This is a genomic window from Nitrosomonas sp. (genome assembly GCF_022842015.1).
In the GTDB taxonomy this organism is placed as follows: domain Bacteria; phylum Pseudomonadota; class Gammaproteobacteria; order Burkholderiales; family Nitrosomonadaceae; genus Nitrosomonas.
This window is the reverse complement of the sequence record NZ_JALHQJ010000055.1, coordinates 1-21,256: the sequence shown is the minus strand read 5'-3', so window position 1 is coordinate 21,256 and position 21,256 is coordinate 1. Positions and strand designations below refer to the sequence as shown.

General features: G+C 48.3%; 19 protein-coding genes and 1 pseudogene. 10 read left to right on the top strand and 10 right to left on the bottom strand.

All coding sequences use genetic code 11. The annotated features are described in order from the left end of the window. A pseudogene (locus Q0C11_RS10725) lies at positions 1-114 on the top strand (IS1595 family transposase); the annotation flags it as partial. A 393-nt stretch (positions 115-507) separates the two neighbouring features. Here Q0C11_RS10725 and Q0C11_RS10720 read toward each other — a convergent pair. Together Q0C11_RS10720 and Q0C11_RS10715 are read right to left on the bottom strand one after the other, a co-directional pair. After that, positions 508-2,061 (bottom strand): GTPase, encoded by a 1,554-nt coding sequence (locus Q0C11_RS10720; protein WP_293007814.1) that lies wholly within the window; start codon positions 2,059-2,061, stop codon positions 508-510. Next, positions 2,058-3,287 (bottom strand): YcjF family protein, encoded by a 1,230-nt coding sequence (locus Q0C11_RS10715; RefSeq protein WP_293007812.1) that lies wholly within the window; start codon positions 3,285-3,287, stop codon positions 2,058-2,060. Before Q0C11_RS10715 ends, Q0C11_RS10720 begins: the two co-directional genes overlap by 4 nt. A 199-nt stretch (positions 3,288-3,486) precedes the next feature. On the opposite strand from Q0C11_RS10715, the gene Q0C11_RS10710 reads away from it, so the two are divergent. From Q0C11_RS10710 to Q0C11_RS10700, 3 genes are read left to right on the top strand one after another with little or no spacing between them, the layout of a single operon-like run. Then, positions 3,487-4,212: a phage tail protein gene (locus Q0C11_RS10710; RefSeq protein ID WP_293007810.1), complete on the top strand. Its 726-nt coding sequence runs from the start codon at positions 3,487-3,489 to the stop codon at positions 4,210-4,212. A 51-nt stretch (positions 4,213-4,263) separates the two neighbouring features. Further along, on the top strand, positions 4,264-5,241 hold the full coding sequence (locus Q0C11_RS10705) for a tetratricopeptide repeat protein (RefSeq protein ID WP_293007808.1): 978 nt from the start codon (positions 4,264-4,266) through the stop codon (positions 5,239-5,241). 43 nt (positions 5,242-5,284) lie between these two features. Further along, complete coding sequence (locus Q0C11_RS10700; RefSeq protein WP_293007806.1) at positions 5,285-11,863, top strand: DUF4347 domain-containing protein; 6,579 nt, start codon at positions 5,285-5,287, stop codon at positions 11,861-11,863. A 96-nt stretch (positions 11,864-11,959) separates the two neighbouring features. Here Q0C11_RS10700 and Q0C11_RS10695 read toward each other — a convergent pair whose 3' ends face one another. The 7 genes from Q0C11_RS10695 to Q0C11_RS10665 form a co-directional block, all read right to left on the bottom strand. Further along, positions 11,960-12,091 carry a hypothetical protein gene (locus Q0C11_RS10695; RefSeq protein ID WP_293007804.1) on the bottom strand — a complete coding sequence of 44 codons (132 nt, stop codon included), beginning with the start codon at positions 12,089-12,091 and terminating at the stop codon, positions 11,960-11,962. Between the two features lie 378 nt (positions 12,092-12,469). Continuing rightward, positions 12,470-13,039, bottom strand: coding sequence for a hypothetical protein (locus Q0C11_RS10690; RefSeq protein ID WP_293007803.1), 570 nt, complete (start codon positions 13,037-13,039; stop codon positions 12,470-12,472). Positions 13,040-13,127: 88 nt separating this feature from the next. Next, positions 13,128-13,469: a hypothetical protein gene (locus tag Q0C11_RS10685; RefSeq protein ID WP_293007801.1), complete on the bottom strand. Its 342-nt coding sequence runs from the start codon at positions 13,467-13,469 to the stop codon at positions 13,128-13,130. A 255-nt stretch (positions 13,470-13,724) separates the two neighbouring features. Beyond that, a complete protein-coding gene (locus Q0C11_RS10680) occupies positions 13,725-14,615 on the bottom strand; it encodes a phosphoribosylaminoimidazolesuccinocarboxamide synthase (RefSeq protein ID WP_293007799.1) in 891 nt (296 codons plus the stop codon). A gap of 11 nt (positions 14,616-14,626) precedes the next feature. Beyond that, positions 14,627-15,760 carry a 5-(carboxyamino)imidazole ribonucleotide synthase gene (locus Q0C11_RS10675; RefSeq protein ID WP_293007797.1) on the bottom strand — a complete coding sequence of 378 codons (1,134 nt, stop codon included), beginning with the start codon at positions 15,758-15,760 and terminating at the stop codon, positions 14,627-14,629. Next, complete coding sequence (purE, locus tag Q0C11_RS10670) at positions 15,760-16,248, bottom strand: 5-(carboxyamino)imidazole ribonucleotide mutase (protein WP_293007795.1); 489 nt, start codon at positions 16,246-16,248, stop codon at positions 15,760-15,762. The genes Q0C11_RS10675 and purE overlap by 1 nt, the downstream gene beginning before the upstream one ends. After that, positions 16,245-16,445: a hypothetical protein gene (locus Q0C11_RS10665; RefSeq protein ID WP_293007793.1), complete on the bottom strand. Its 201-nt coding sequence runs from the start codon at positions 16,443-16,445 to the stop codon at positions 16,245-16,247. Before Q0C11_RS10665 ends, purE begins: the two co-directional genes overlap by 4 nt. Before the next feature lie 197 nt (positions 16,446-16,642). Between Q0C11_RS10665 and Q0C11_RS10660 the strand changes: the two genes are divergently transcribed. From Q0C11_RS10660 to Q0C11_RS10635, 6 genes are all read left to right on the top strand, one after another. Beyond that, positions 16,643-17,074 carry a biopolymer transporter ExbD gene (locus Q0C11_RS10660; RefSeq protein ID WP_293007791.1) on the top strand — a complete coding sequence of 144 codons (432 nt, stop codon included), beginning with the start codon at positions 16,643-16,645 and terminating at the stop codon, positions 17,072-17,074. 79 nt (positions 17,075-17,153) lie between these two features. Then, on the top strand, positions 17,154-17,795 hold the full coding sequence (locus Q0C11_RS10655; protein ID WP_293007789.1) for a superoxide dismutase: 642 nt from the start codon (positions 17,154-17,156) through the stop codon (positions 17,793-17,795). Between the two features lie 11 nt (positions 17,796-17,806). After that, positions 17,807-18,451 carry an ATP phosphoribosyltransferase gene (gene hisG / locus Q0C11_RS10650; protein WP_293007787.1) on the top strand — a complete coding sequence of 215 codons (645 nt, stop codon included), beginning with the start codon at positions 17,807-17,809 and terminating at the stop codon, positions 18,449-18,451. Positions 18,452-18,481: 30 nt separating this feature from the next. After that, complete coding sequence (hisD, locus tag Q0C11_RS10645) at positions 18,482-19,783, top strand: histidinol dehydrogenase (protein WP_293007816.1); 1,302 nt, start codon at positions 18,482-18,484, stop codon at positions 19,781-19,783. Between the two features lie 46 nt (positions 19,784-19,829). Continuing rightward, complete coding sequence (locus tag Q0C11_RS10640) at positions 19,830-20,648, top strand: RNA methyltransferase (RefSeq protein WP_293007785.1); 819 nt, start codon at positions 19,830-19,832, stop codon at positions 20,646-20,648. 48 nt (positions 20,649-20,696) lie between these two features. Continuing rightward, the gene (locus Q0C11_RS10635; protein ID WP_293007783.1) at positions 20,697-21,044 is read left to right on the top strand and encodes a hypothetical protein; all 348 of its coding nucleotides are present in this window, start codon (positions 20,697-20,699) and stop codon (positions 21,042-21,044) included. A gap of 5 nt (positions 21,045-21,049) precedes the next feature. On the opposite strand, the gene Q0C11_RS10630 is transcribed toward Q0C11_RS10635, so the two are convergent. Further along, positions 21,050-21,256 (bottom strand): UvrB/UvrC motif-containing protein (locus tag Q0C11_RS10630; protein ID WP_293007781.1); only part of this gene is annotated, 207 nt, incomplete at its 5' end.

Below are 21,256 nucleotides of genomic sequence, written 5' to 3'. Positions count from 1 at the left end.
TACCTCGGATGGCACAGAATGATTGACCGTCTCGGTCAAAGTATTACACCAATCCTTTGTTTTATAGCATCTCTTGGCAAAACAAGGCAGGTTCAACAACTAATTGTGACATAGCCATAGTATATATGACAGAAAATATCTCATAATCTGCGACTGAATGTCATACAATTTGATTGAGCACACCTTAACCCTTTATTTTTAGGTGGCTTTGCAAAAAACACCTTATGTACATATACCAAATACACCATTTAGTTCACCCTCACTTAAGAAATACGCGGTAACGAAATACATCACCTTAAAATATTGCAACTTTTTTATCACATAAGAAGCAAGATAATCAAAAAATATCATGAATTATTTTTGCAAAAATATTCAGCTTGTCAGTGGGCGACTGTGCCCCGTTATTTATCCTCTGTCATTCAAAACACGCCGTTTACGAGCCTTTTTTATCAGTAATTCAGGTAACAATATCGATATTTTTAAGATTGCTTGGTTTGTTACAAAAAACTACTTATCCCCACGTTTGCCCAACATCTCCGGCAAATCGCGCAAAAACCGCCCTGCTCCCGCCATCTGACGGCGCAGCATGACCCAGTCTTCCGCTCTTTTTTTGGCTTCCAAACAACGCATCAAGCGGATTCTCAGTGATTCATCCTGACGGTTCAGGATAGCCGCCCACAGCGTATCCTCCACATTATAAATTTTGCCTTCTTGCAAGCTAACAGGAATAACCTGCTCGGCCGGCACCGCCAGATCGGCAGCAACGGCGCGCACTGCGGCGGTTATATTAATTGACTTGGTATTCGTTGTGTTGGTCAAATCATAGGGGGGCTGCCATTCATTCGCCGGACGTAACCGATCCACAAAACTAACAGCAACCAGCAACGGCGCAGAGCGCCGATCCATTCGTGCAGCTTGGTAGCTGCGCAAGGCATCCAGAAATTGCCGTTCAGCTTGCCGATCCGGACGATTAGCCGGACTGACCCATAAGATCAGATCTGCGCTGCCTGCCGTTATCAGCATTTGCTTGCTATCAAAAAACGGACTATCGCAACCTGGACTATCGAAGATCAACGCCTGGGTGAATCCCTCGCGCGATAATACGAATGGCTCAAGCGCCTGGGTAGTGCCCGTCAGAACATCCGTGGCAGTTTTGAGCTCCCCGAACAAGGCATTGATCAAACTGGATTTACCCGAATTGGATCGGCCAAGCACAAGAATCCGCAATGGCTCGACCGTCGACGTTGCAGTTTGATCAGCCTGTTCCAGATCTGCCCTGGATTCCGGTGTTGCTGATTCGGCATGATTGTCATCGCCAAGCGGCAAGCGGCCACTGTATAGGTCAATGGCGTAATAACCCACTTTGCACACATAAGCCCGCAAAAACCAGCGATGCAACTCATTTCTGGCCTGATCAAAGCTGCGCTCGCGCAAATGCCGCCAGGCCTCGCTCAGTAAGGCATTCACCGGATTAATGAGGATACTGCCCGCGCGGTAAACGTTAAATGCTTTCTCTGCCTTAGCCTTCCAACGTTGAATCCGGAATAAATCCCCTACCGTCAAACGATTGCTAAAGGGTATTTTTTCTGCGATATCTCTGCGCAGCTCTCGACTTGCCCGTTCAATAATCAGTAAAGTATGCGGCACGGTCAGTTCATACAGTGGCTTCTCAACCTCTGGATGATAACAATGTGCCACTGTTTCCATCGATTTCTGTCCCAGCTCCGATATCCAGCGGCCATCTTCCAGCGGCCAGTCCTCCGGATTGCAGCCAGCGGCCAGCGCTTCAACCTGCTGCCATACTGCATCTGCGCTGGGTGGCCAATCCGGATTGGGCTCAGTAGTCGTATTCATTAATAATTCACGTTCCTGCCGCACCAGCAATTGTTGCAAGCCATAGCCCAAAACGCCGCACACCACCATCGCAATCAGCCAATACAGCAGGTTTCCGCTTTGCCATAGCCAAAAAATGCCAAAACCCATTAATGCCAGCACTGGCAATAGCAGCAAAATGGCTACCAATAATCGTAGCGGATCAACGGCTGGAAGCGGCTTTTTCATTTCGATTGACCCCGTAACCGATCTTTCAGTATGGCAGCACCCTGCTCCAGTTCCTCCGCATAAATCCGACGTAAGGTTTTAGGATCAACATTCAAGCCATCCTTGCGCCGAGCAAAAAAATAGATCGCCGCTTTTCCTAGTGCGTAAGTGGTCGCCCCGCTGGAACTGGCACCCCATACCGCACCCACAGTCTGGCCCCAGAAGGGAATTATCTTGACCACGGCACGGCTCAGTAGGCGCGTCAGAAAACCGGATGCGATCCCCGCACCCACTAGCCCCAGAAATTCAGTAATAGTCCTTTTATCCCAGTACTGCCCGTATAACACTGCGAGACTATGCAACAATTTAGCCTGCACTGCTGACACGGCAACCAGGTCAACCACTGGTAAAGCACCTAACCCTGCTGCGGTTAGTGAATAGCCGACAATATGCTGATGCGCGGTACGCGCATACAGATCGTGCACTTCCTTATCGCCGCTTAACTGATGCTGCAAACCCAATGATGTCAGCGATTCTATCGCTTGCCACAATGCCTGCAGTCCATAATCAGGCGGCTCGAATCCATCTTCCGGCAATGTTAAATCCACCGCCACCCAGCGCATAGCAGCAAAACCGGGCAATGGTTTCAAAGCACTGCGTTGTGCCTGTAAGGTGCGGCGCAAATCAACTGGAACCGTTTCCGGCAAGGGATCATCATCGTAAGGCCAAGGGCACAGATGACCGTATCCGTTGGGATACAGTTCGTGCAAACCCGTTTGTACGATCAGCACGGGCCATTCGGGGTGACGCTGGCGGATGGCATGCAACACGTCAAGCACAGCGGTCTGATTGATGTCAGCCACTTTCATCACAGCCACTAGCAAATGCGCCTGAGATTCGCAGTATTGAATGTCGTCACTCGGATCATAGGAAACTTCCCCCAAGCCGCGCGTATCCAGAAACCGGACTATGGGAATGTCGGCTGGAAAATCATAAAAACGGGAATTACGCGTGCACGGTTGAAAACCATTGCCGATCTCGGCCGCTGCGCTACCTGTCAACGCCCGAATAATCGAAGTTTTACCTGCCTGTGTTTTACCCAATAGCCACAGCACTGGCACCGGCATCTTGGCACGCGCTTCGCGCAAAGAGGCTTCCAGTAAATTTTCATCGACTCTGGGCTCCAGCAAAGCCGTGCGAAGCTGCTCCCAGTAATTCGTCCAGTTTTTCAGATCGCTTAATTTCATCACGTTGTCATCTTATCATTAGGCACAGCAGATATAAGCTAGATATTTACCGCGAAGCACAGGGCATAAAGCCGCTTATTACAACGTTATGAAATAGCTATCGCGCCGCTATACTATATTGTGCAAAGAGTAATTCATCTTTAATATCGAATTGTTACACACGAAGTCAAAAGATAAATCATAAGAAAGGGGAAAACTGATGAAACCAAGCAAAAAAATACCATGCTTTTTTTCTTTGACCGCAGCCATGATGCTGATGAGCACAGCGCCTAACAGCGCAAACGCAGGAATGGAGCCATTTATCGGAGAGATAAGTTATGTAGCATTTAATTTTGCACCGCAAGGATGGTATCAATGTGATGGGCAAACACTCCCTATCAATCAGTATCAAGCGCTTTTCTCGCTGCTTGGCACAGCTTACGGCGGCAATGGAACGACCACTTTTGCCCTGCCTGACATGCGAGGAAGAGTTCCTGTCCATCAAGGACAGCACCCTGGCGGTTCGATGTTCAATATGGGACAGGTCAGTGGCACGGAAAACATGGCACTGACGGTGAATAATATGCCCACCCATAATCATCCGGCCACAGCCACCTCGACTTCCACATCAGCCATAGCACCGGGTAGTACCGCAACATCGACTTTAAAAGCGGTGAATAGTGACGCTGACATAAAAACTGCAGCTGGAAATTCGCTGGCCAATGCCAAAGGATTGAACACCGCTTATTCTGCATCTGCACCGAATGTGAGTATGAATTCCGCCTCGATCGAGACCACGCTGAATGGACTCAATATCGTCACCACGACCAGCACCAACGTCGATATTGGCATGACCGGAGGCTCTCAACCCTTCTCGATCATGCAGCCATATACTGTTGTGAATTGCATTATTGCCTGGAATGGCGTTTATCCTTCGCGGCCATAACTCGGTTCAGCTTAGCGCTTTGACACTGGATCGCAAGTCCATCAGCAAAAAATGAAAAAAGCTTTATGGGCGTTTCTGTGCGCCGCTACTTTTCTGTCTGACGCTCTGGCGGAAGAAATGAGCGGCGCAAAAGAACAAACAAGCAACAGTCTGGTCTTGAAAAATGCTCAAGATGCTCTAGCATCCGGCAATTATGAAAAAGCTTTTAGCGGGTATCATGATGCCGCCGTGCATGACAACAATGCCCTGGCACAATTTTCGCTGGGTCTTTTCTATCAGAACGGCTGGGGGCGAGAAACCAATCCAGTCTTGGCTTGTCAGTGGTTCGAAAAAGCCGCGCAGAGCGGTATCCCGACAGCTCAGCATTTAACCGGCGTGTGTTTTGAGCAAGGCACGCACCAACTGGAAGACCCCATAGCAGCAGCCAACTGGTTCCAAAAAGCAGCACAGGCGGGACATATTCATTCTTATTGCCATCTCGCCAATCTGTTGATGACCGGCAGAGGTTTTCCTAAAGATCCTGTTAAAGCGCTGGAACTTTGCCGCCCTGCTGCCCAGCAAGGTTCCATCCCCGCGCAGATATGGATGGGAAAGTTTTATCTGCAAGGCGACTCAGCCATTCGAGACAAACAAGAGGCCTATCGCTGGTTTGCTACCGCAGCACAAAAACAAGCACCCGAAGCTTTCTATTATTTGGGTCTCATCCTGCAGGCCGATTTATCGGCCAAGCATGCGCCAAGAGAAATCAGGCAAATGTTTGAACAAGCCGCTGCGCTCAAATATGTTCCGGCTTATTTTCAGGCAGGGAAACATTTTTATCATGCCGAGCCTGATCCAGAAACAAATCAACTGTCTGCAGAACATCTGGCAAAAGCCTATTTGTGGCTGTCAGCGTCGATACAACGATCCGGGAATAGTGAAGAAATCACAGCAGCAAAAGTGATCTTGGAACAAATACTGGCCGTGATGCCGCAAACATGGCTAGCTGAACTCGACCAGAAAGTTGCACAGCACTTGCAGGAAAATTAAGCGGGAATTTCTTGATAACACCAGACTACAAAGGAAATAGAGCATGACTACACAGACTAAGCAAATGACAAAATCTATTTTATTTGTAGATAGTGGCGTAGCTGATTATCAACTGCTGATCGATGGTGTTAAACCCGAAACTGAAGTTGTGCTGCTGAATGCCAATTGGGACGGCATCCTGCAGATAACCGAAACACTGAGCCGATATTCCGATATCGACAACGTTCATATTCTTTCGCATGGTGATCAAGCTAAGATTTTCCTTGGCAACACCGTGCTTTGCCTGGATTCACTGATCACCTATCAATCGACCTTACAATCCTGGCGCAATGCTCTGGCGAAAACCGCAGAAATTCTTCTATACGGTTGCCAAGTTGCCAAAGGTTTTTCCGGTCAACAATTTATTCAACAATTAAGCACAGTAATTCAAACCAATATTGCTGCTTCGATTGATCTCACAGGTGCTAAAAAATTGGGAGGGAATTGGGATCTGGCCTTTCATTGCGGAATAATTCACCATCCGCAAATTTTCACACCCAGTGCATTGGAAGCCTATGACGGTGTTTTAGCGACAGAAACCATTTCATTCGTTGAGAATGAACTGATCGGTGAGCCGCTGACCAGCTACACCAAAGCAACCACCGGCTATGGTAACTTGACCATCAAGGGCACCAATTCGGGGCTCGCAACAGCTTTTGGCTCATTCGCAAACTTAGCCGCGCCTGCTGGTTTATATGATGCGCTTACGCAATTTGGATCAGGTGTCACGGTAGGCATCGGATTGAACGATGGAAGCAATGGTGGCACAACAGGAACCTGGTTTACTTTTACCACAGCCGGTGGTGGCGAATTTGATCTGGTTTCGTTAAAAATGACGGAAGGATTTAGTGTTTTCACTTCCATGGAAGCAATCGGCTTTCGAGACGGCACACAAGTAGCGACTCAATCGCTGACGATCACAGGTGGCACAATCAACCAGACTATCGTCATGTCCTCTGCTTTTGACAATGTCGATGAAATCCGCATCCGCCAAACAACCCCAGGATTCTTTGATTCAGGAACCCCAGGACAAGATGGCGTATTGTTTGAAAATTTTATTTTTCAACCGATTCCAGGTCCCACCATCACCTCGGCCACTTACAACGCCAGCACCAACTCACTGGTTGTGACCGCCACCAACCTAGCTGCTACAGGCGGCGCACTAAACGATATCAATGTTTCAAAACTGACGCTAACCGGACAAGGCGGGTCGACTTATACGCTGACTTCGTCAGACGTTGAAATCGATTCAGCAACTCAATTTACCGTTGCGCTGAATGCCGCAGATCAGATCAACGTAGAAGGATTGCTGAACAAGAACGGCACCTCCGCCGTCGACGCCACAACGTTTAACCTCGCCGCCGCCGCTGACTGGAATCCTGCGCAAACCGGCAACGCAGATACCACAGGTAATGCAGTCACTGTCAGCAATGTACAAACGCCAACCATCACATCGGCCACTTACGATGCCAGCACGGGAACGCTGACCGTCAGCGGATCGAACTTCGTTAAAGCGATTGGCGCAACCAATGACATTACAGCCAACAAACTTACATTCACCGGCGAAGGTGGGGCAACCCATACTTTGACGGACAGCAGCAATGTTGAGATCACTTCCGGCACAGCCTTCACGGTTACATTCAGCGCCACAGACAAAGCCGCCATCAATCAAATTTTCAACAAAAATGGCACCAGTTCCACTACCGCCACAACATATAATTTAGCTGCTGCCGATGATTGGAACACGGTGATCGGCAATACCGATATCGCGGATGCAACCGGCAACGGCATTACCGTCAGCAACGTAGCTGCGCCCACGATCACATCCGCCACTTTTGATGCCAGCACCGGCACATTAGTTGTGATCGGAACCGGCTTTCTCAAAGCAAACGGCGCTACTAATGATATTGATGCATCCAAGTTCACCTTCACGGGAGAAGGCGGCGCGACCTACGCGTTGACGGATTCCGCCGATGTCGAGATTACCTCCGGCACAGCATTCACCATCACCTTGAGCACTACCGATAAAGCTGCCGTCAATCAGATGCTCAACAGGAACGGCACTACTTCAACCGGCGGCACCACCTACAATTTAGCCGCAGCGGAAGATTGGGCAGCAGGTGCTGATGCCGCCGTCAATGTTGCTGATGCTACAGGCAACGGCATTACCGTCAGTAACGTAGCCGTACCCACGATCACATCAGCGACTTTTGACGCCAGTACCGGCACATTGGTTGCAACCGGAACCGGCTTCCTCAAAGCAAGTGGTGCAGCCAACGATATCGACGCTTCCAAATTCACCTTCACCGGCGAGGGCGGCGCGACTTATACGCTGACGGATTCCGCCAATGTCGAGATTACTTCCGGCACAACATTCACCATCACGTTGAGCAGTACCGATAAAGCTGCCGTCAATCAGATGATCAACAAGAACGGCACTGCATCGAGCAGCGGCACGACCTATAATCTGGCTGCCGCCGAAGACTGGGCGGCAGGTGCCTTCCAAGCTGTGACTGTCGCTGATCTCACGGGTAACGGTATTACGGCTTCGAATATTGCCGTACCAACCATGACGTCAGCAACTTACGATTACAACAGCAACGCATTAACCGTTACCGGAACCGGCTTTCTCTCTAAAAGCGGCGCCAGCAACGACATCGATATTTCCAAGCTGACCATTACCGGGGAAGGCGGCGCAACGTATACACTGACCACCGCCACCGATGTGGAAATCACGTCAGGCACTGCATTTTCAATCACACTGACCGGCACAGACCTGATCAATGTTGAGGCATTGCTAAACAAAAACGGCACCACCGCGGTCAGCAACACTACTTATAACCTTGCTGGTGCTGAAGACTGGGCAGCCGGAGCCGATGCCGCGGTAGCAGTCGCCGATCTGACCGGTAATGCAATTACCGTCAGTAACTATGCTGCGCCTGCGATTACTTCCGCTACTTTTGATGGCAGCACCAACGTGCTGACCGTAACCGGAACCAATCTGGTTTCCAACAGCGGTGCAGCCAACGATGTTGACGTTTCTTTGCTGACGCTAACTGGTGAAGGTGGAAGCTACACATTAACATCTTCAGATGTTGAAATCACGTCGGCAACATCGTTCAGCGTGACGCTGAACGCAGCCGACCAGCTCGTCGCGCATGGATTGCTAAACAAAAATGGCACCGCTTCCTCCGGCGCAACCACCTACAATATCGCTGCGGCCGAAGACTGGATGGCCGGAGCTGCCACCAGCGTCAATATTGCTGATCTCACCGGTAATGGCATTACCGTGAGCAATGTCCCGACACCCACTATCACCTCAGCAACTTACGATTCCGACACCGGCATCCTGATCGTTACCGGCACCAATCTGTTCAACAAGATCGGTGCCAATAATGACATTGACATTTCCACACTAACCTTGACCGGTGGTGTTGCCAATGCTACTTATACGATCACCAGCGCATCGGATGTTGAAATCACTTCGGCGACTTCTTTCAGCGTAACGCTGTCCGGCGCGGATAAAACCACCGTTGATGCGTTGCTGGATCAAACCGGCACCACATCATCCGGCGGCTCCACTTACAACCTAGCAGCCGCGGATAATTGGCTAACCGGTGCAGATTCTGCTGCCAATATTGGCGATACAACCAATGCAGTAACCGTTTCAATCAACCCAAGAATCACCTCAGCGACCTATAATGCATCATCCGGTGCTTTAGTCGTCATCGGCACAAACCTGCAAGCTAATGGCGGTGGTGCCGATATCGATGCTTCCTTGTTTACGTTTACCGGCGAAAGCGGCGCCACCTACACCCTGACCGATTCCGCCGATGTTGAAATCACATCTGGCACAGCTTTCACGGTTACGCTCAGCGCTACCGACAAAGCCGCCATCAACCAGATCGTCAATAAGAACGGCGCCGCTTCGACCAATGGAACTACTTACAATCTGGCTGCAGCTGATGACTGGAATACCAATGCCACAACGGGCGACACGTCGGACACCAGTGGCAATAACATTACCGTCAGCAATGTAGCCGCGCCCACGATTACATCGGCCACCTATAATGCCAACACCGGCGCATTGGTGGTAACTGGCGCTGGTTTCCTGAAGTTAAGCGGCGCAACCAACGACATTGATGCCTCCAAGCTGGCTTTTACAGGTGAAGATGGTTCTTTGTATACGCTAACCGATTCCGCTGATGTTGAAATCACATCCGGCACTGCATTCTCAATCACTCTGAGCAGCGCCGACAAAGCTTCCGTCAATCAAATCATTAATAAAGATGGTACGGCTTCGACCGGTGGCACTACGTACAATTTAGCTGCTACGGAAGATTGGGCAGCAGGCGCTGATGCAGCCGTTAATGTGGTTGATGACACCGGTAACGGAATTACCGTCTCCAATGTCGCTGCACCGACGATCACATCGGCTACTTTTGACACCAGCACCGGCGCGTTAGTGGTAACCGGTACCGGCTTCCTCAAAGCAAGTGGCGCAGCGAATGATATCGATGTTTCAAAATTCACCTTCACCGGTGAAGGTGGCGCCACCTACACACTGACTGATTCTGCCGATGCCGAGATCACTTCCGGCGCCGCATTTACCCTTACTTTAAGCGCCACAGACAAAACCGCAGTTAACGTTCTTTTGAACCAGGCGGGCACAACCTCCACTGACGCCACGACATACAACCTGGCTGCCGCAGAGGACTGGGCAACAGGAGCCGATGCCGCCGTCAATGTGGCAGATCTGACAGGCAATGGCATTACCGTAACCGTCCCGACCCCATCTTCCGGCGGCGGTGGCGGCAATGGCAACTCGACTACGACCACGACAGTCGATGGCGTTGAAATTACCATTACAACCCAACCGAATGGCACCGTAATAACCACTCTCTTGCCCACCACATCAACACGTGAAGATGATCCGTCTTCATTACTTAGAAACCACGCAGATATTTCGCTGGTTACCGGGACATCGGGCAATACCCTGCTGACGATCAGCTTACCCGTCGGCGTAGGCATGAATGCCCAAGGCCTGCCTCGGGAAATGAATCTGACCGATGCCAGAGGTGATCTGATTCAGCGCATTGCGCAAGGAAGCGGAACCGATAGTACGGATGAAGGAATCGTTAACCAAATTGAAGATTTCTTGTCCACACTAGGTTTCGATACAACCATCGCTATTCGTACCGTAACCCCCACGGTTGATAACCATCAAATTCCCGAGCTACCCATAATCATTACCGGTACGGAAGAAACCGATGGCTCTCGCCAAGCGCTGATAATCGATGCCAGTAATCTACCGCCTGGTAGCATTATTCAATTAGCCAATGTTGCGTTTGCATTTATTGTCGGAACGATCAGCGTAACAGGGGGTGCGGGTGAAAACTACGTTGTAGGCGACAATCGCGATCAATATATCGTGTTGGGTACTGAAAATGACACTCTGTTTGGAGGAGGAGGCGATGATACGATCGGCAGTCTTGGCGGCGACGACCGGACTTCGGGCGATGGCGGCAATGATATCGTTTTTGGCGGAACCGGCGATGATCGTTTAAGCGGCGGGAGCGGAAACGATCAACTCAATGGCGGATTGGGTCTCGATATTGCGGAACAGGAAGGACAATTATCGGATTACCGGATTGAAATAGACAATGATCAAGTCATGCTGATACACAATAGTAGCGGTGAGACGGACACCCTGATTGATATCGAATTGATTCAATTTGCCACAGGCAACACTGTGGCGATTGCTTACTCTGAGATTGAGGCGGTTGCGCACCATCTGGCAAAAACCTGGCTGAACCGTGATTTAACTGCGGCTGAAAACAACGCTGTGCAGAACTGGCAGAATGCCACTATCGATGATGTCTTGACAGCCTTTCATGATCTGCCAGAGGCAGTTGATTTTCAAGATAAAACCAACACTGAATTGTTCGATGGCCTGGAGACCAATCCTGACATTATCCGGCTAGACGTAATCCGGAACTTTACTGGCGGAGATGAAAATAACCAGGGTTATTTACCGCTGGGTCTGGCTGTGAATGCGGACGGCGGCTCGGGCCATGATGTCTTGCAGGTGCCAGGTACACGTGAGAGTGTACATCTGGAATTTGCCGAGGATCGGCTGGAATTGACGCAATTGAGCGATGGTGCCATGTTCAGCCTCAAGAATGCTGAAATGATTGCCTTTGACAACGGAGAAACCGTTGTGATTGCGCACGATGCGTTCGAAGGAATTTTGGGCCGCCTATTCCAGAGCTTCTTTGACCGGGATGCCACTATTGCTGAGTGGCAACTAGGGCGGGAAGCACTGCAAGCGCAGATCAGTCCTGACACGATTCTGGATTGGTTTCAGCAGCGTGCCGGTCTGGATGCTTTATCTGACACGGTATATGTACAAACAATCTATTCACAGACACTGGACCGCACCGCAACAAACGATGAACTCAACCTGCAAATATCGCGCTTGGCAAACAACGAGGTTGAACGGAAATGGCTAGTGGTTGAGATTGCACAGAGTAATGAAGCGGTTATCAACTTGGTCGGCAGCGTAATGTTGCAGGAAGCGTGAGCATAAAGGACCCCTGCACAACTTCCCCAGATAAGCAGGCCGCTGAAAAACTATCTCAAAAACATTTTCAACGGCCAGCTAAAGCTTCACCGATTATTATTCTTTATTCGCACCATCACGATCTTTCAGAATATCTTGGCTTGGAGGATACTGACCTGGCTTTGGCTCACCACATGCAACCAAGAATAAGGATACTAAAACTGCCGCAACAAAAAAAGAATATTTCATAGTATGATTTCCTATATTTGAATGTACGTTAATTGGAAATAACCCTCTATTAAAAAACAAAAAACTGATTTTTCGCTTTGCTAATTCGCAGCTCTCGTTATTTATTAGATCATCCTTTATAACATAATCAAGACTAAATTTTCGTGAAGATTCGTTAATATTATCGATTTGCAGGAAAATCCTGCGTATTCGGATTGTCTTGGCTACATCGACGAGAATATTTCTCCTGGCCGGCTCCACTAGCACAGGTGATCACTTCTTACCTGGCTTTAACATATCATTGAGAGCGGTCGATCAGTGTGGGTTGGCGAGTTCCAGCAATTACGCTCATTTTTCCTGTTTCGCGACCTGCCGGCGCGAGTCCGCACAATGGAAGGGCTAGTAGCTTTCATTTAACGCAACCATTGGAAATTTCACCTCGTTGATGAATTTTCCAAACGCCCAAAGCGCCCTATCAACGTCTCGCCCATCCAGAGCCGAAAACTGAGCGTGAAACGGCAGATTTCTTTCAATGTATGCCCTGATTTTTCTAGGGTCATTCTGTGGGATTTCTTCAGGATCGCCATTATTAATAAATGCCATAGCACGATGCACATGCTTATCATAAATTGGGAATCGATTTGGCCGCCAGCAATGAAGCCAAAATATTCTCCAAATGGCCCCGCCATCGGCAAAGCGAGCCAGAAAGTCAATTGCGTTGACGTTTGGTTGAAGTTGTTCCAGTTCACCTCTGCGCTTAACAAAGTTGCGGCATACAGACTCTCGCTTTTCGTTTGAAAGTTTCATCCCGTTTTTCCACCGATACAGTTCGAGTATGCGTTGCTCAGTTAACTTCTGACCGACATTATTGAGGTACAGGTTTTCTTCTGCATATTCGTACCGGAGATTCCAGAATTCCACGAATTCCTGTTGTTTCGCCTTTAACGGCTGATAGATGATCATAGGCATGGTGAGATATCGCTAATGTTCCCAATTAAGGGGCACGAGGGGGTAGCAAGCAAAGCTTGCTGGCGAAGCGTCTCTCTCGAAGCGCGGATTAGTCATATGCCTGCACCAGCAGAAAACAAGCAAGCGGCACTAAGGCAAACAACACAACAACACCAAGGCACCCAGACCTAGAACCGACGGAAGAAGTGAAACGTTTACGTTCCTGGAGTGGTCTGGACTGAAGCCACTTGGCATGACAAGACTGGCAGAAAAATTTAGCTTTGTTGTTGCGCCATGCCTCAATGGTCCGCTCGGTGTGCCGTGAAACCGCACTGCAACGGGCACACTCGAAATATGTTTCTTTGGGCTGACGTTTAAGTAAGAGCTTAGCAAAAAAGAACAAGACTGCAATCCCTACAATTACCGCCCCAATGATGAATTCTGGTGACATTTGGTTTTCCGTGCCTAGCGTATTATATAAGACATTTTATCCAATAATATTCTATGCAAGTTCATAGAATCATACTTATTATAAATTATCACTATGTTTTTAATGAAATTTAGAAAATGAATGATACAAGTGAAATAAACAAATGAAAAATAGATATCAGGTCTACAATCAAGAATTCGTGTTTTTGCTTAAAATCACATCTCTCGTTTTTTGCTACAAATATCCATTTTTGAAACAATCTTGATCGCATCCGAGCTATGCCGTCAACAACCTCAAAGCCTCCCGATATTTCTCCATCGTCTGCCTTAAAATATCTTCCGGCAATTCCGGCGCAGGCGCTTTTTTGTTCCAATCCTGCGTTTCCAGCCAGTCGCGCACGAATTGCTTATCGAAACTGGGTGGATTCTGTCCTGCCCGATACTGATCGGCAGGCCAGAAGCGCGATGAGTCGGGCGTCAATACTTCGTCGATCAGATACAGTTCACCGGCTTCATCCAAGCCAAATTCAAACTTGGTGTCGGCGATGATGATGCCGCGCTGCAGCGCGTAATCGGCAGCTTCGGTATAGAGTTGGATGGCTTTTTCACTGACTTTTTCAGTGAGTGGTTTGCCTAATTTCTGTTCCACTTGAGTTAAAGCAATGTTCTCGTCATGCGCACCGGCTGGCGCTTTGGTGGAGGGGGTGAAAATCGCGCCACCGGGCAGTTTCTCAGCCAGTTTCAACCCGGCAGGCAATTGAATACCGCAAATTGCGCTGGTTTGTTGATAATCCTTCCAGCCGGAACCGACCACATAGCCGCGCACAATCGCTTCAACCGGCAAAGGCTTTAAACGCCGGATGACAAATGCGCGGTCGCGCACTTGTTCATACTCACTTTCAGCAACGACCGATTCCGGTGCGAGGCCAGTCAGGTGATTGGACAGGATATGCGCGAGTTTCTGAAACCAGAAATGGGATAACGCAGTGAGAATTTTGCCTTTGCCGGGTATGGCCGTTGGCAGAATCACGTCAAACGCCGATAAGCGGTCAGTTTGCACGATCAGCAGTTGATCGTCACCGACAGCGTAAATATCCCTGACTTTGCCGCGATGTAAAAATGGCAAACTTTTGATGTTGGTTTCAAATACTGCGGATGATTGCGTCATGAGTTTCGGATTCAAAGATTTTCTAATTGTTTTTTGATATGAATGGCTTCTCGCAATGCGCTGTCAAGTTCCGTGCTTAACACAGTGTAATGTCCCATCTTACGGCCTGGGTGCGCTGCATTTTTGCCATATAAATGCAATTTAGCCGATGGATGTTGCAAGACCCGATGCCAGTCGGGTTTTCCATTGCGCCATAAATCCCCGAGCAGATTAACCATTATCGCCGCGCTGTGTTGCGTGGTGGCTCCTAACGGAAGCCCGCACAATGTTCTAACTTGTTGCTCAAATTGTGACGTAATGCAGGCGTTGATGGAATAATGCCCGCTGTTATGCGGGCGCGGCGCGATTTCATTGATCAATAATGTATCGTCCTGCAGCACAAAAAACTCAACACACAACACACCCTGATAATTCAGCTTCACCGCCACCTGACAAGCCATGTCTTGCGCTTGCTGCGCGAGTTTTGATGCGACTCTGGCCGGCACGATGCTGATATCGAGAATGCCATTGATATGCTGATTCTCGGCGACCGGAAAAGTCTGCAATTGCCCGTCGTTGCCACGCGCCACTACAACCGACAATTCTCTTTTGAGCGGCAGGAATTTCTCCAGCACGCACACAGAGTGATTAAGTTGCTCATGAGCAGCCGTCAATTCGTCGGAATTAACAATCGGCATCTGCCCCTTGCCATCGTAACCAAATTGACTGACTTTCAGGATACCCGGAAGTAATTGCGCAACATCCTGAGCAATCAGATCTTGTGGTTGCGCGATGATAGCAAACGGCGCGACGGAAAAACCATTAGCCACCAAAAATTGTTTTTCCAGTACGCGATTTTGCGCGATTGCGACACAGTGCGCATCCGGCTTGACAATGCAGGATTGCACCAGCTTGTGCAGCGATTCGGCAGGAATGTTCTCGAACTCAGTGGTAACAGCAGCACATTGATTACCAAGTTTTTGCAGCGCCGCGGAGTCTGAATAATCAGCACAGACAAAGTCATCCGCGATTTGTCCGGCCGGGCTATCAATCGCCGGATCCAGTACAGTTACCCGGTACCCCATCTGTTGCGCTGCTTGCACGAACATGCGTCCGAGCTGCCCGCCCCCCAAGACACCGAGCATAGCGCCAGGCATGATGCGCATTATTCCGGCAACCCGGACGCTAGGACAGATTCAGCCTGTTTTTGCCGATATCGGTCTAATTGTTCACTCAATTCACTGTCATGTACCGCCAGCAGTTCAAGCGCAAATAGTCCGGCATTGGCCGCCCCCGCTTCACCGATGGCAAAGGTAGCGACAGGTACCCCTTTAGGCATCTGCACAATCGACAGCAATGAATCCAGGCCCTGCAAATACTTGGAGTTCACTGGAACACCCAAAACCGGCAAGGTGGTCTTTGCCGCGATCATGCCAGGCAGATGCGCCGCCCCTCCTGCCCCTGCGATGATGCATCGGATACCGCGTGCTTTGGCTTCTGCGGCGAATTGAAACATTAAATCCGGCGTGCGGTGCGCTGAAACTACTTTGGCTTCATGCGCAATCTTGAATTCATCCAGGATGGCTACCGCATGCTGCATCACATTCCAATCACTTTTACTGCCCATCACAATGCTAACTAATGGTTTAATCATATAACTTCAGTCGACTTTAAATTTAAAAATAAATTACTTAACAGGCCGTTAAAAACTATCTGCGTTGCCGCTGCGGTGTTAAAAACAAGCTCAAAATGCTCATTTATCACGCATAAACTGCGCTTTTTCGCCTGTTTTTGCCTTGCATCGGCTGCCTCGAAAACGTTTTTCATCGGCCTGTTAATAGCACGTTGCACGATTATGCCTTGAAACACGGCTGGCTATTTTATAAGTCTGTGCAATAATTGTCTGATTTATTTCGATAGCTTTAATAAAAATCACAACTGGTATTATACTAAGCATATTCACAGTTGCACTTTTACATTGATATGACTATTCAATGTATTAAAAACTTGAAACATTGACTTACCTATTAACGACGGCTTAATTCTGAATGAATTTTCAACGTGGAAAACAAAGCGACGAACCAGAAATCAACTTGGTACCCATGATCGACGTACTGCTGGTGATACTAATCTTTTTGGTGGTGACAACAACGTATTCGAAATTTGCCGAACTTGAAATCACCCTCCCCCAAGCCAGTGATGAAGAAGTCGACAAGAATATCGACAAGCCAAACAATATAGACATCACCGTCAATGCGCTGGGAGATTACACCATCAATCGGATACCCATCAAGTTTTCCAGTATTGAAAGTCTACGTGACGCGTTGCTGTTCGCAGCCAAAGATCAGCCTGATCCCTTTATCATCATCAGCGCAGATGCCAAGGCTACGCATCAATCAGTCATTACAGTGATGGAAGCTGCTCGCTTGGCGAGTTACAATAAAATCACTTTCACCACGGAAACGAATAATGCCAACTGATCATTAGTTCGGACCGTGATTGAATTTAGCAAAAATCATTACAATAAACTCTAACGTTCCATTTCATAAGGAGAGCACTATGACCAATGTCAACCTCGACAATTTTTCCCAAGCGGCGCAATCCGGGTCGCAATATGTCTTAGCCCCATTGCCTTATTCCGATACAGCTCTGCAACCTGTGATATCTTCAAATACGCTGAGTTTTCATTATGGCAAGCACCACAAAACCTATGTCGACAACTTGAATAATCTGCTAGCAAACAGCGATCTGGCAGGGCAATCTTTGGAGCAAATCATCAAAGCAACCGCCGGAAAAGCGGATAAGGCTGCGATTTTCAATAATGCCGCGCAAGTCTGGAACCATATGTTTTATTGGCATAGCCTGAAATCCAGTGGTGGTGGCGAACCATCCGCAACACTAAAACAAAAAATTGAAGCTTCATTCGGCAGCTTGGAAAACTGCAAAAAGGAATTTGCTCAAGCCGCGCTCACTCAGTTTGGAAGTGGTTGGGCATGGTTGGTGCAGGATGGCGATAAAATCGCCTTAGTCAAAACCGGCAACGCCGAAACGCCGCTGACAAAGGATGTCCGCCCGCTATTGACCATCGATGTTTGGGAGCACGCTTACTATTTGGATTACCAGAATCGCCGCGCTGATTATGCAAACGCAATTCTGGATAAACTAATCAATTGGGATTTTGCTGCAGCTAATCTTAAATAATCCCATTTTTTATGACTGATATCACCATCGCCCTGTCAAAAGGGCGAATTTTTGATGACACCGCGCCATTACTCAACGCTGCAGGAATTGAGGCGCTGGACAATCCGGAAACATCGCGCAAATTAATTCTCTCCACCAACCGGGCGAATGTACGATTGATCATAGTGCGTGCATCAGATGTACCGACCTATGTGCAGTATGGCGCTGCAGATCTCGGTATCGCCGGCAAGGATGTGCTGCTCGAACATGGAGGCGCAGGACTTTATCAGCCGCTGGATCTGAATATTGCACGCTGCCGCATGATGGTGGCGGCACCAGAAGATTTCGATTACGATTCCGCGGTTCAACAAGGCGCGCGGCTGCGCATTGCCACAAAATACGTGCAAACTGCGCGCGAACACTTCGCCGCCAAAGGCGTGCATGTCGACCTGATCAAGCTGTATGGCTCAATGGAATTGGCGCCTTTAGTGGGCCTGGCAGATGCCATTGTTGATCTCGTTTCGAGCGGTAACACATTAAAAGCTAACCATCTTAAGGCGGTGGAAGAAATCATGGCCATTTCATCACGATTAATTATTAATCAGGCGGCCTTAAAACTGAAACGAGATACCATTCAGCCAATATTGGATGCATTTTCTGCAGCTGTCAAATTATAACTCCGCCAGTATTCACTCATCATAACCATGATAGAAATAAAACGATTTAATTCAAAAGACGCTGATTTTGATTCCAAATTAGAGAAACTTCTGGCATTCGAGAATGCTCAGGACGATGCGGTCGAATTGACTGTGGCGAAGATTCTTGCCGATATAAAACAACGCAAAGATGCCGCTTTGATCGAGTACACCAACCGGCTTGACAGACTGTCGGCAACTTCCGGCAAGGACTTTGAGCTCACGCAGGATCAGTTGCAGCAAGCGCTGAGCGCTTTGCCGTCAAACCAACGAACTGCTCTGGAAAAAGCGGCCGAGCGGGTTCGCAGCTACCATGAAAAGCAGTTAATGAGTTCATGGCAATATACCGACTCAGAAGGTACGCTACTTGGTCAAAAAATAACGCCGCTGGATCGTGTTGGGCTCTATGTTCCCGGCGGAAAAGCTTCTTACCCTTCTTCGGTTCTGATGAATGCCATTCCAGCCAAAGTCGCCGGTGTAGAAGAATTAATCATGGTGGTTCCGACACCGGATGGAGAAAGAAATGACATGGTTCTGGCAGCAGCGGTTATTAGTCAAGTGGATCGCGTATTCACCATCGGCGGCGCTCAGGCTATCGCTGCGTTAGCGTATGGCACCGAAACCGTACCGCCGGTGGATAAAATTGTCGGCCCAGGTAATGCCTATGTCGCCGCTGCCAAACGTCGAGTATTCGGCATTGTCGGTATCGACATGGTCGCCGGACCGTCTGAAATTTTAGTCATTTGCGATGGCCAAACCAACCCGGATTGGATTGCTATGGATTTGTTTTCTCAAGCTGAACATGATGAGTTAGCGCAGTCGATATTACTATCACCCGATGCTGAATTTCTCGATCGGGTGTTGCACAGCCTGAACCGCCTGTTGGCAAAAATGCCTCGCAAAGAGATCATTCGTGCTGCGCTGGAAAATCGCGGTGCTTTGATTCAGGTGCAAGATTTGGATGAGGCCTGTGTTATCGCCAACCGAATCGCACCTGAACATCTGGAATTATCCCTCGAGCAAGCGGAAAAATGGGTTGATAAAATCCGTCACGCCGGCGCTATTTTTATGGGCCGCAATGCTTGTGAGGCGCTGGGAGATTATTGCGCTGGCCCTAATCATGTGTTGCCGACATCAAGAACCGCGCGCTTCTCCTCTCCATTGGGCGTGTATGATTTTCAGAAACGCAGCAGCTTGATCCAAGTGTCGCAACAAGGTGCAGCGAAGTTGGGAGAAATTGCATCGATTCTTGCAACTGGGGAAGGATTGCACGCACATGCATTATCGGCAGAATACCGTTATAAGAATCAATAATGATAGGATTCTACTGCAATAGTTTCGATACCTGCGGAATTCACTTATGCCAGTTATTACTTCACGCGACCACCCGCTCATCAAACAACTGATCCAGTTGGAAGGATCATCGCAATATCGTAAGAAAACTGGCCTGACGATTCTTGATGGCATCCATCTCATTCAAATTTATAGCTCGATACTGGGCAAATCCGAAAATTTGATTGTCAGCGAATTTTATTTTGACGAAAACAAACATTTCATAGACGTGCTTTTTGGTCATAAGCCTCCTAAAATAACCATTATTAGCGATTCGTTATTTCGTGCAATATCTCCAGTCAAAACACCCACAGGGATTCTCGCACTTATCTCAAAACCCATATTACAAGAAGCAAATCATCGCAAAAAGGTAGTCCTGAGTGTTCTGTTGGAAGCCATTCAGGATCCTGGAAATATAGGTTCAATATTACGTTCGGCTGCCGCCGCCAACGCCAGTAATATTTATCTTTCAAAACACTGTGCTGACGCCTGGTCCCCTAAAACATTACGGGCTGCGATGGGTGCTCATTTTTTTTTGCATATTCATGAAGATAGTGATTTGAAGCAGATTGCACAAGAATTCACGGGAACTGTGATTGCCACAACCATACAAGCCACGCAGAGTCTTTTTGAAATTTCATTGGCTGGACCCACAGCTTTCATATTTGGGAATGAAGGCGCAGGATTATCTGCAGAAATGATACAGGCAGCACACACGAATATCGCTATTACAATGCCTGGAAAAACTGAATCTTTGAACGTTGCGGCGGCGGCGGCTATTTGCTTATTTGAAAAAGTGCGTCAGGATAGATTCTCAACTCTAGCTTCCGATGTTGGAACTAAATAATGCAGGGGTGTATCATACTGCAGCTTACAATAATCACTATGGAGTCTCATGAAAATTTCATTTTTATCCCTCATCATCCTGCTCGGATGCTCGTTATTCAGTCCTGCCAACGTCATGGCTTTGCACCATGAACCGCAAAATGCACAAGAATCCAAAGAAAGAATGCCTGATAATGAAGGAATTGTTATTAACACGATGGACGCGGCCGGTTATACTTATATGGAACTGGAAAATAGCGGGCATAAATTCTGGATTGCTGCACCCACAACCAAGGTTAACAAAGGCGATCATATACGCTACTCTGGAAGTATGACCATGAGCAACTTTACCAGCAAGACTTTGAATCGCACATTCAGCACCATTATTTTTGTTACTTCTACAGAAATTAAAAAATAACTCGGCTAAGTCACATCGGAAAAGCCGATTAAAAGTTTATTCTTCAGGCTCTTCAGTTCATCTCGATAGCGTGCTGCTTGTTCGAATTCCAAGTTCTTTGCAGCACTGAGCATTTTCTTTTCAACACGCTGCATTTCTTTGGCTAATTGGGTTTCACTCATGACATCATAGCGCGCCTGTGCTTGTGCAGCTTTGAGATTTTGCTGCGATGA

Coding starts and splice junctions, on each gene's coding strand:
- Q0C11_RS10675 (WP_293007797.1), bottom strand. CDS start 15,760: ATGCGCATCATGCCTGGCGCTATGCTCGGTGTCTTGGGGGGCGGGCAG.
- Q0C11_RS10705 (WP_293007808.1), top strand. CDS start 4,264: ATGAAAAAAGCTTTATGGGCGTTTCTGTGCGCCGCTACTTTTCTGTCT.
- Q0C11_RS10715 (WP_293007812.1), bottom strand. CDS start 3,287: ATGAAATTAAGCGATCTGAAAAACTGGACGAATTACTGGGAGCAGCTT.
- Q0C11_RS10710 (WP_293007810.1), top strand. CDS start 3,487: ATGAAACCAAGCAAAAAAATACCATGCTTTTTTTCTTTGACCGCAGCC.
- Q0C11_RS10685 (WP_293007801.1), bottom strand. CDS start 13,469: ATGTCACCAGAATTCATCATTGGGGCGGTAATTGTAGGGATTGCAGTC.
- purE (WP_293007795.1), bottom strand. CDS start 16,248: ATGATTAAACCATTAGTTAGCATTGTGATGGGCAGTAAAAGTGATTGG.
- hisG (WP_293007787.1), top strand. CDS start 17,807: ATGACTGATATCACCATCGCCCTGTCAAAAGGGCGAATTTTTGATGAC.
- Q0C11_RS10655 (WP_293007789.1), top strand. CDS start 17,154: ATGACCAATGTCAACCTCGACAATTTTTCCCAAGCGGCGCAATCCGGG.
- Q0C11_RS10680 (WP_293007799.1), bottom strand. CDS start 14,615: ATGACGCAATCATCCGCAGTATTTGAAACCAACATCAAAAGTTTGCCA.
- Q0C11_RS10700 (WP_293007806.1), top strand. CDS start 5,285: ATGACTACACAGACTAAGCAAATGACAAAATCTATTTTATTTGTAGAT.
- Q0C11_RS10640 (WP_293007785.1), top strand. CDS start 19,830: ATGCCAGTTATTACTTCACGCGACCACCCGCTCATCAAACAACTGATC.
- Q0C11_RS10695 (WP_293007804.1), bottom strand. CDS start 12,091: ATGAAATATTCTTTTTTTGTTGCGGCAGTTTTAGTATCCTTATTCTTG.
- Q0C11_RS10690 (WP_293007803.1), bottom strand. CDS start 13,039: ATGCCTATGATCATCTATCAGCCGTTAAAGGCGAAACAACAGGAATTC.
- Q0C11_RS10660 (WP_293007791.1), top strand. CDS start 16,643: ATGAATTTTCAACGTGGAAAACAAAGCGACGAACCAGAAATCAACTTG.
- Q0C11_RS10720 (WP_293007814.1), bottom strand. CDS start 2,061: ATGAAAAAGCCGCTTCCAGCCGTTGATCCGCTACGATTATTGGTAGCC.
- Q0C11_RS10635 (WP_293007783.1), top strand. CDS start 20,697: ATGAAAATTTCATTTTTATCCCTCATCATCCTGCTCGGATGCTCGTTA.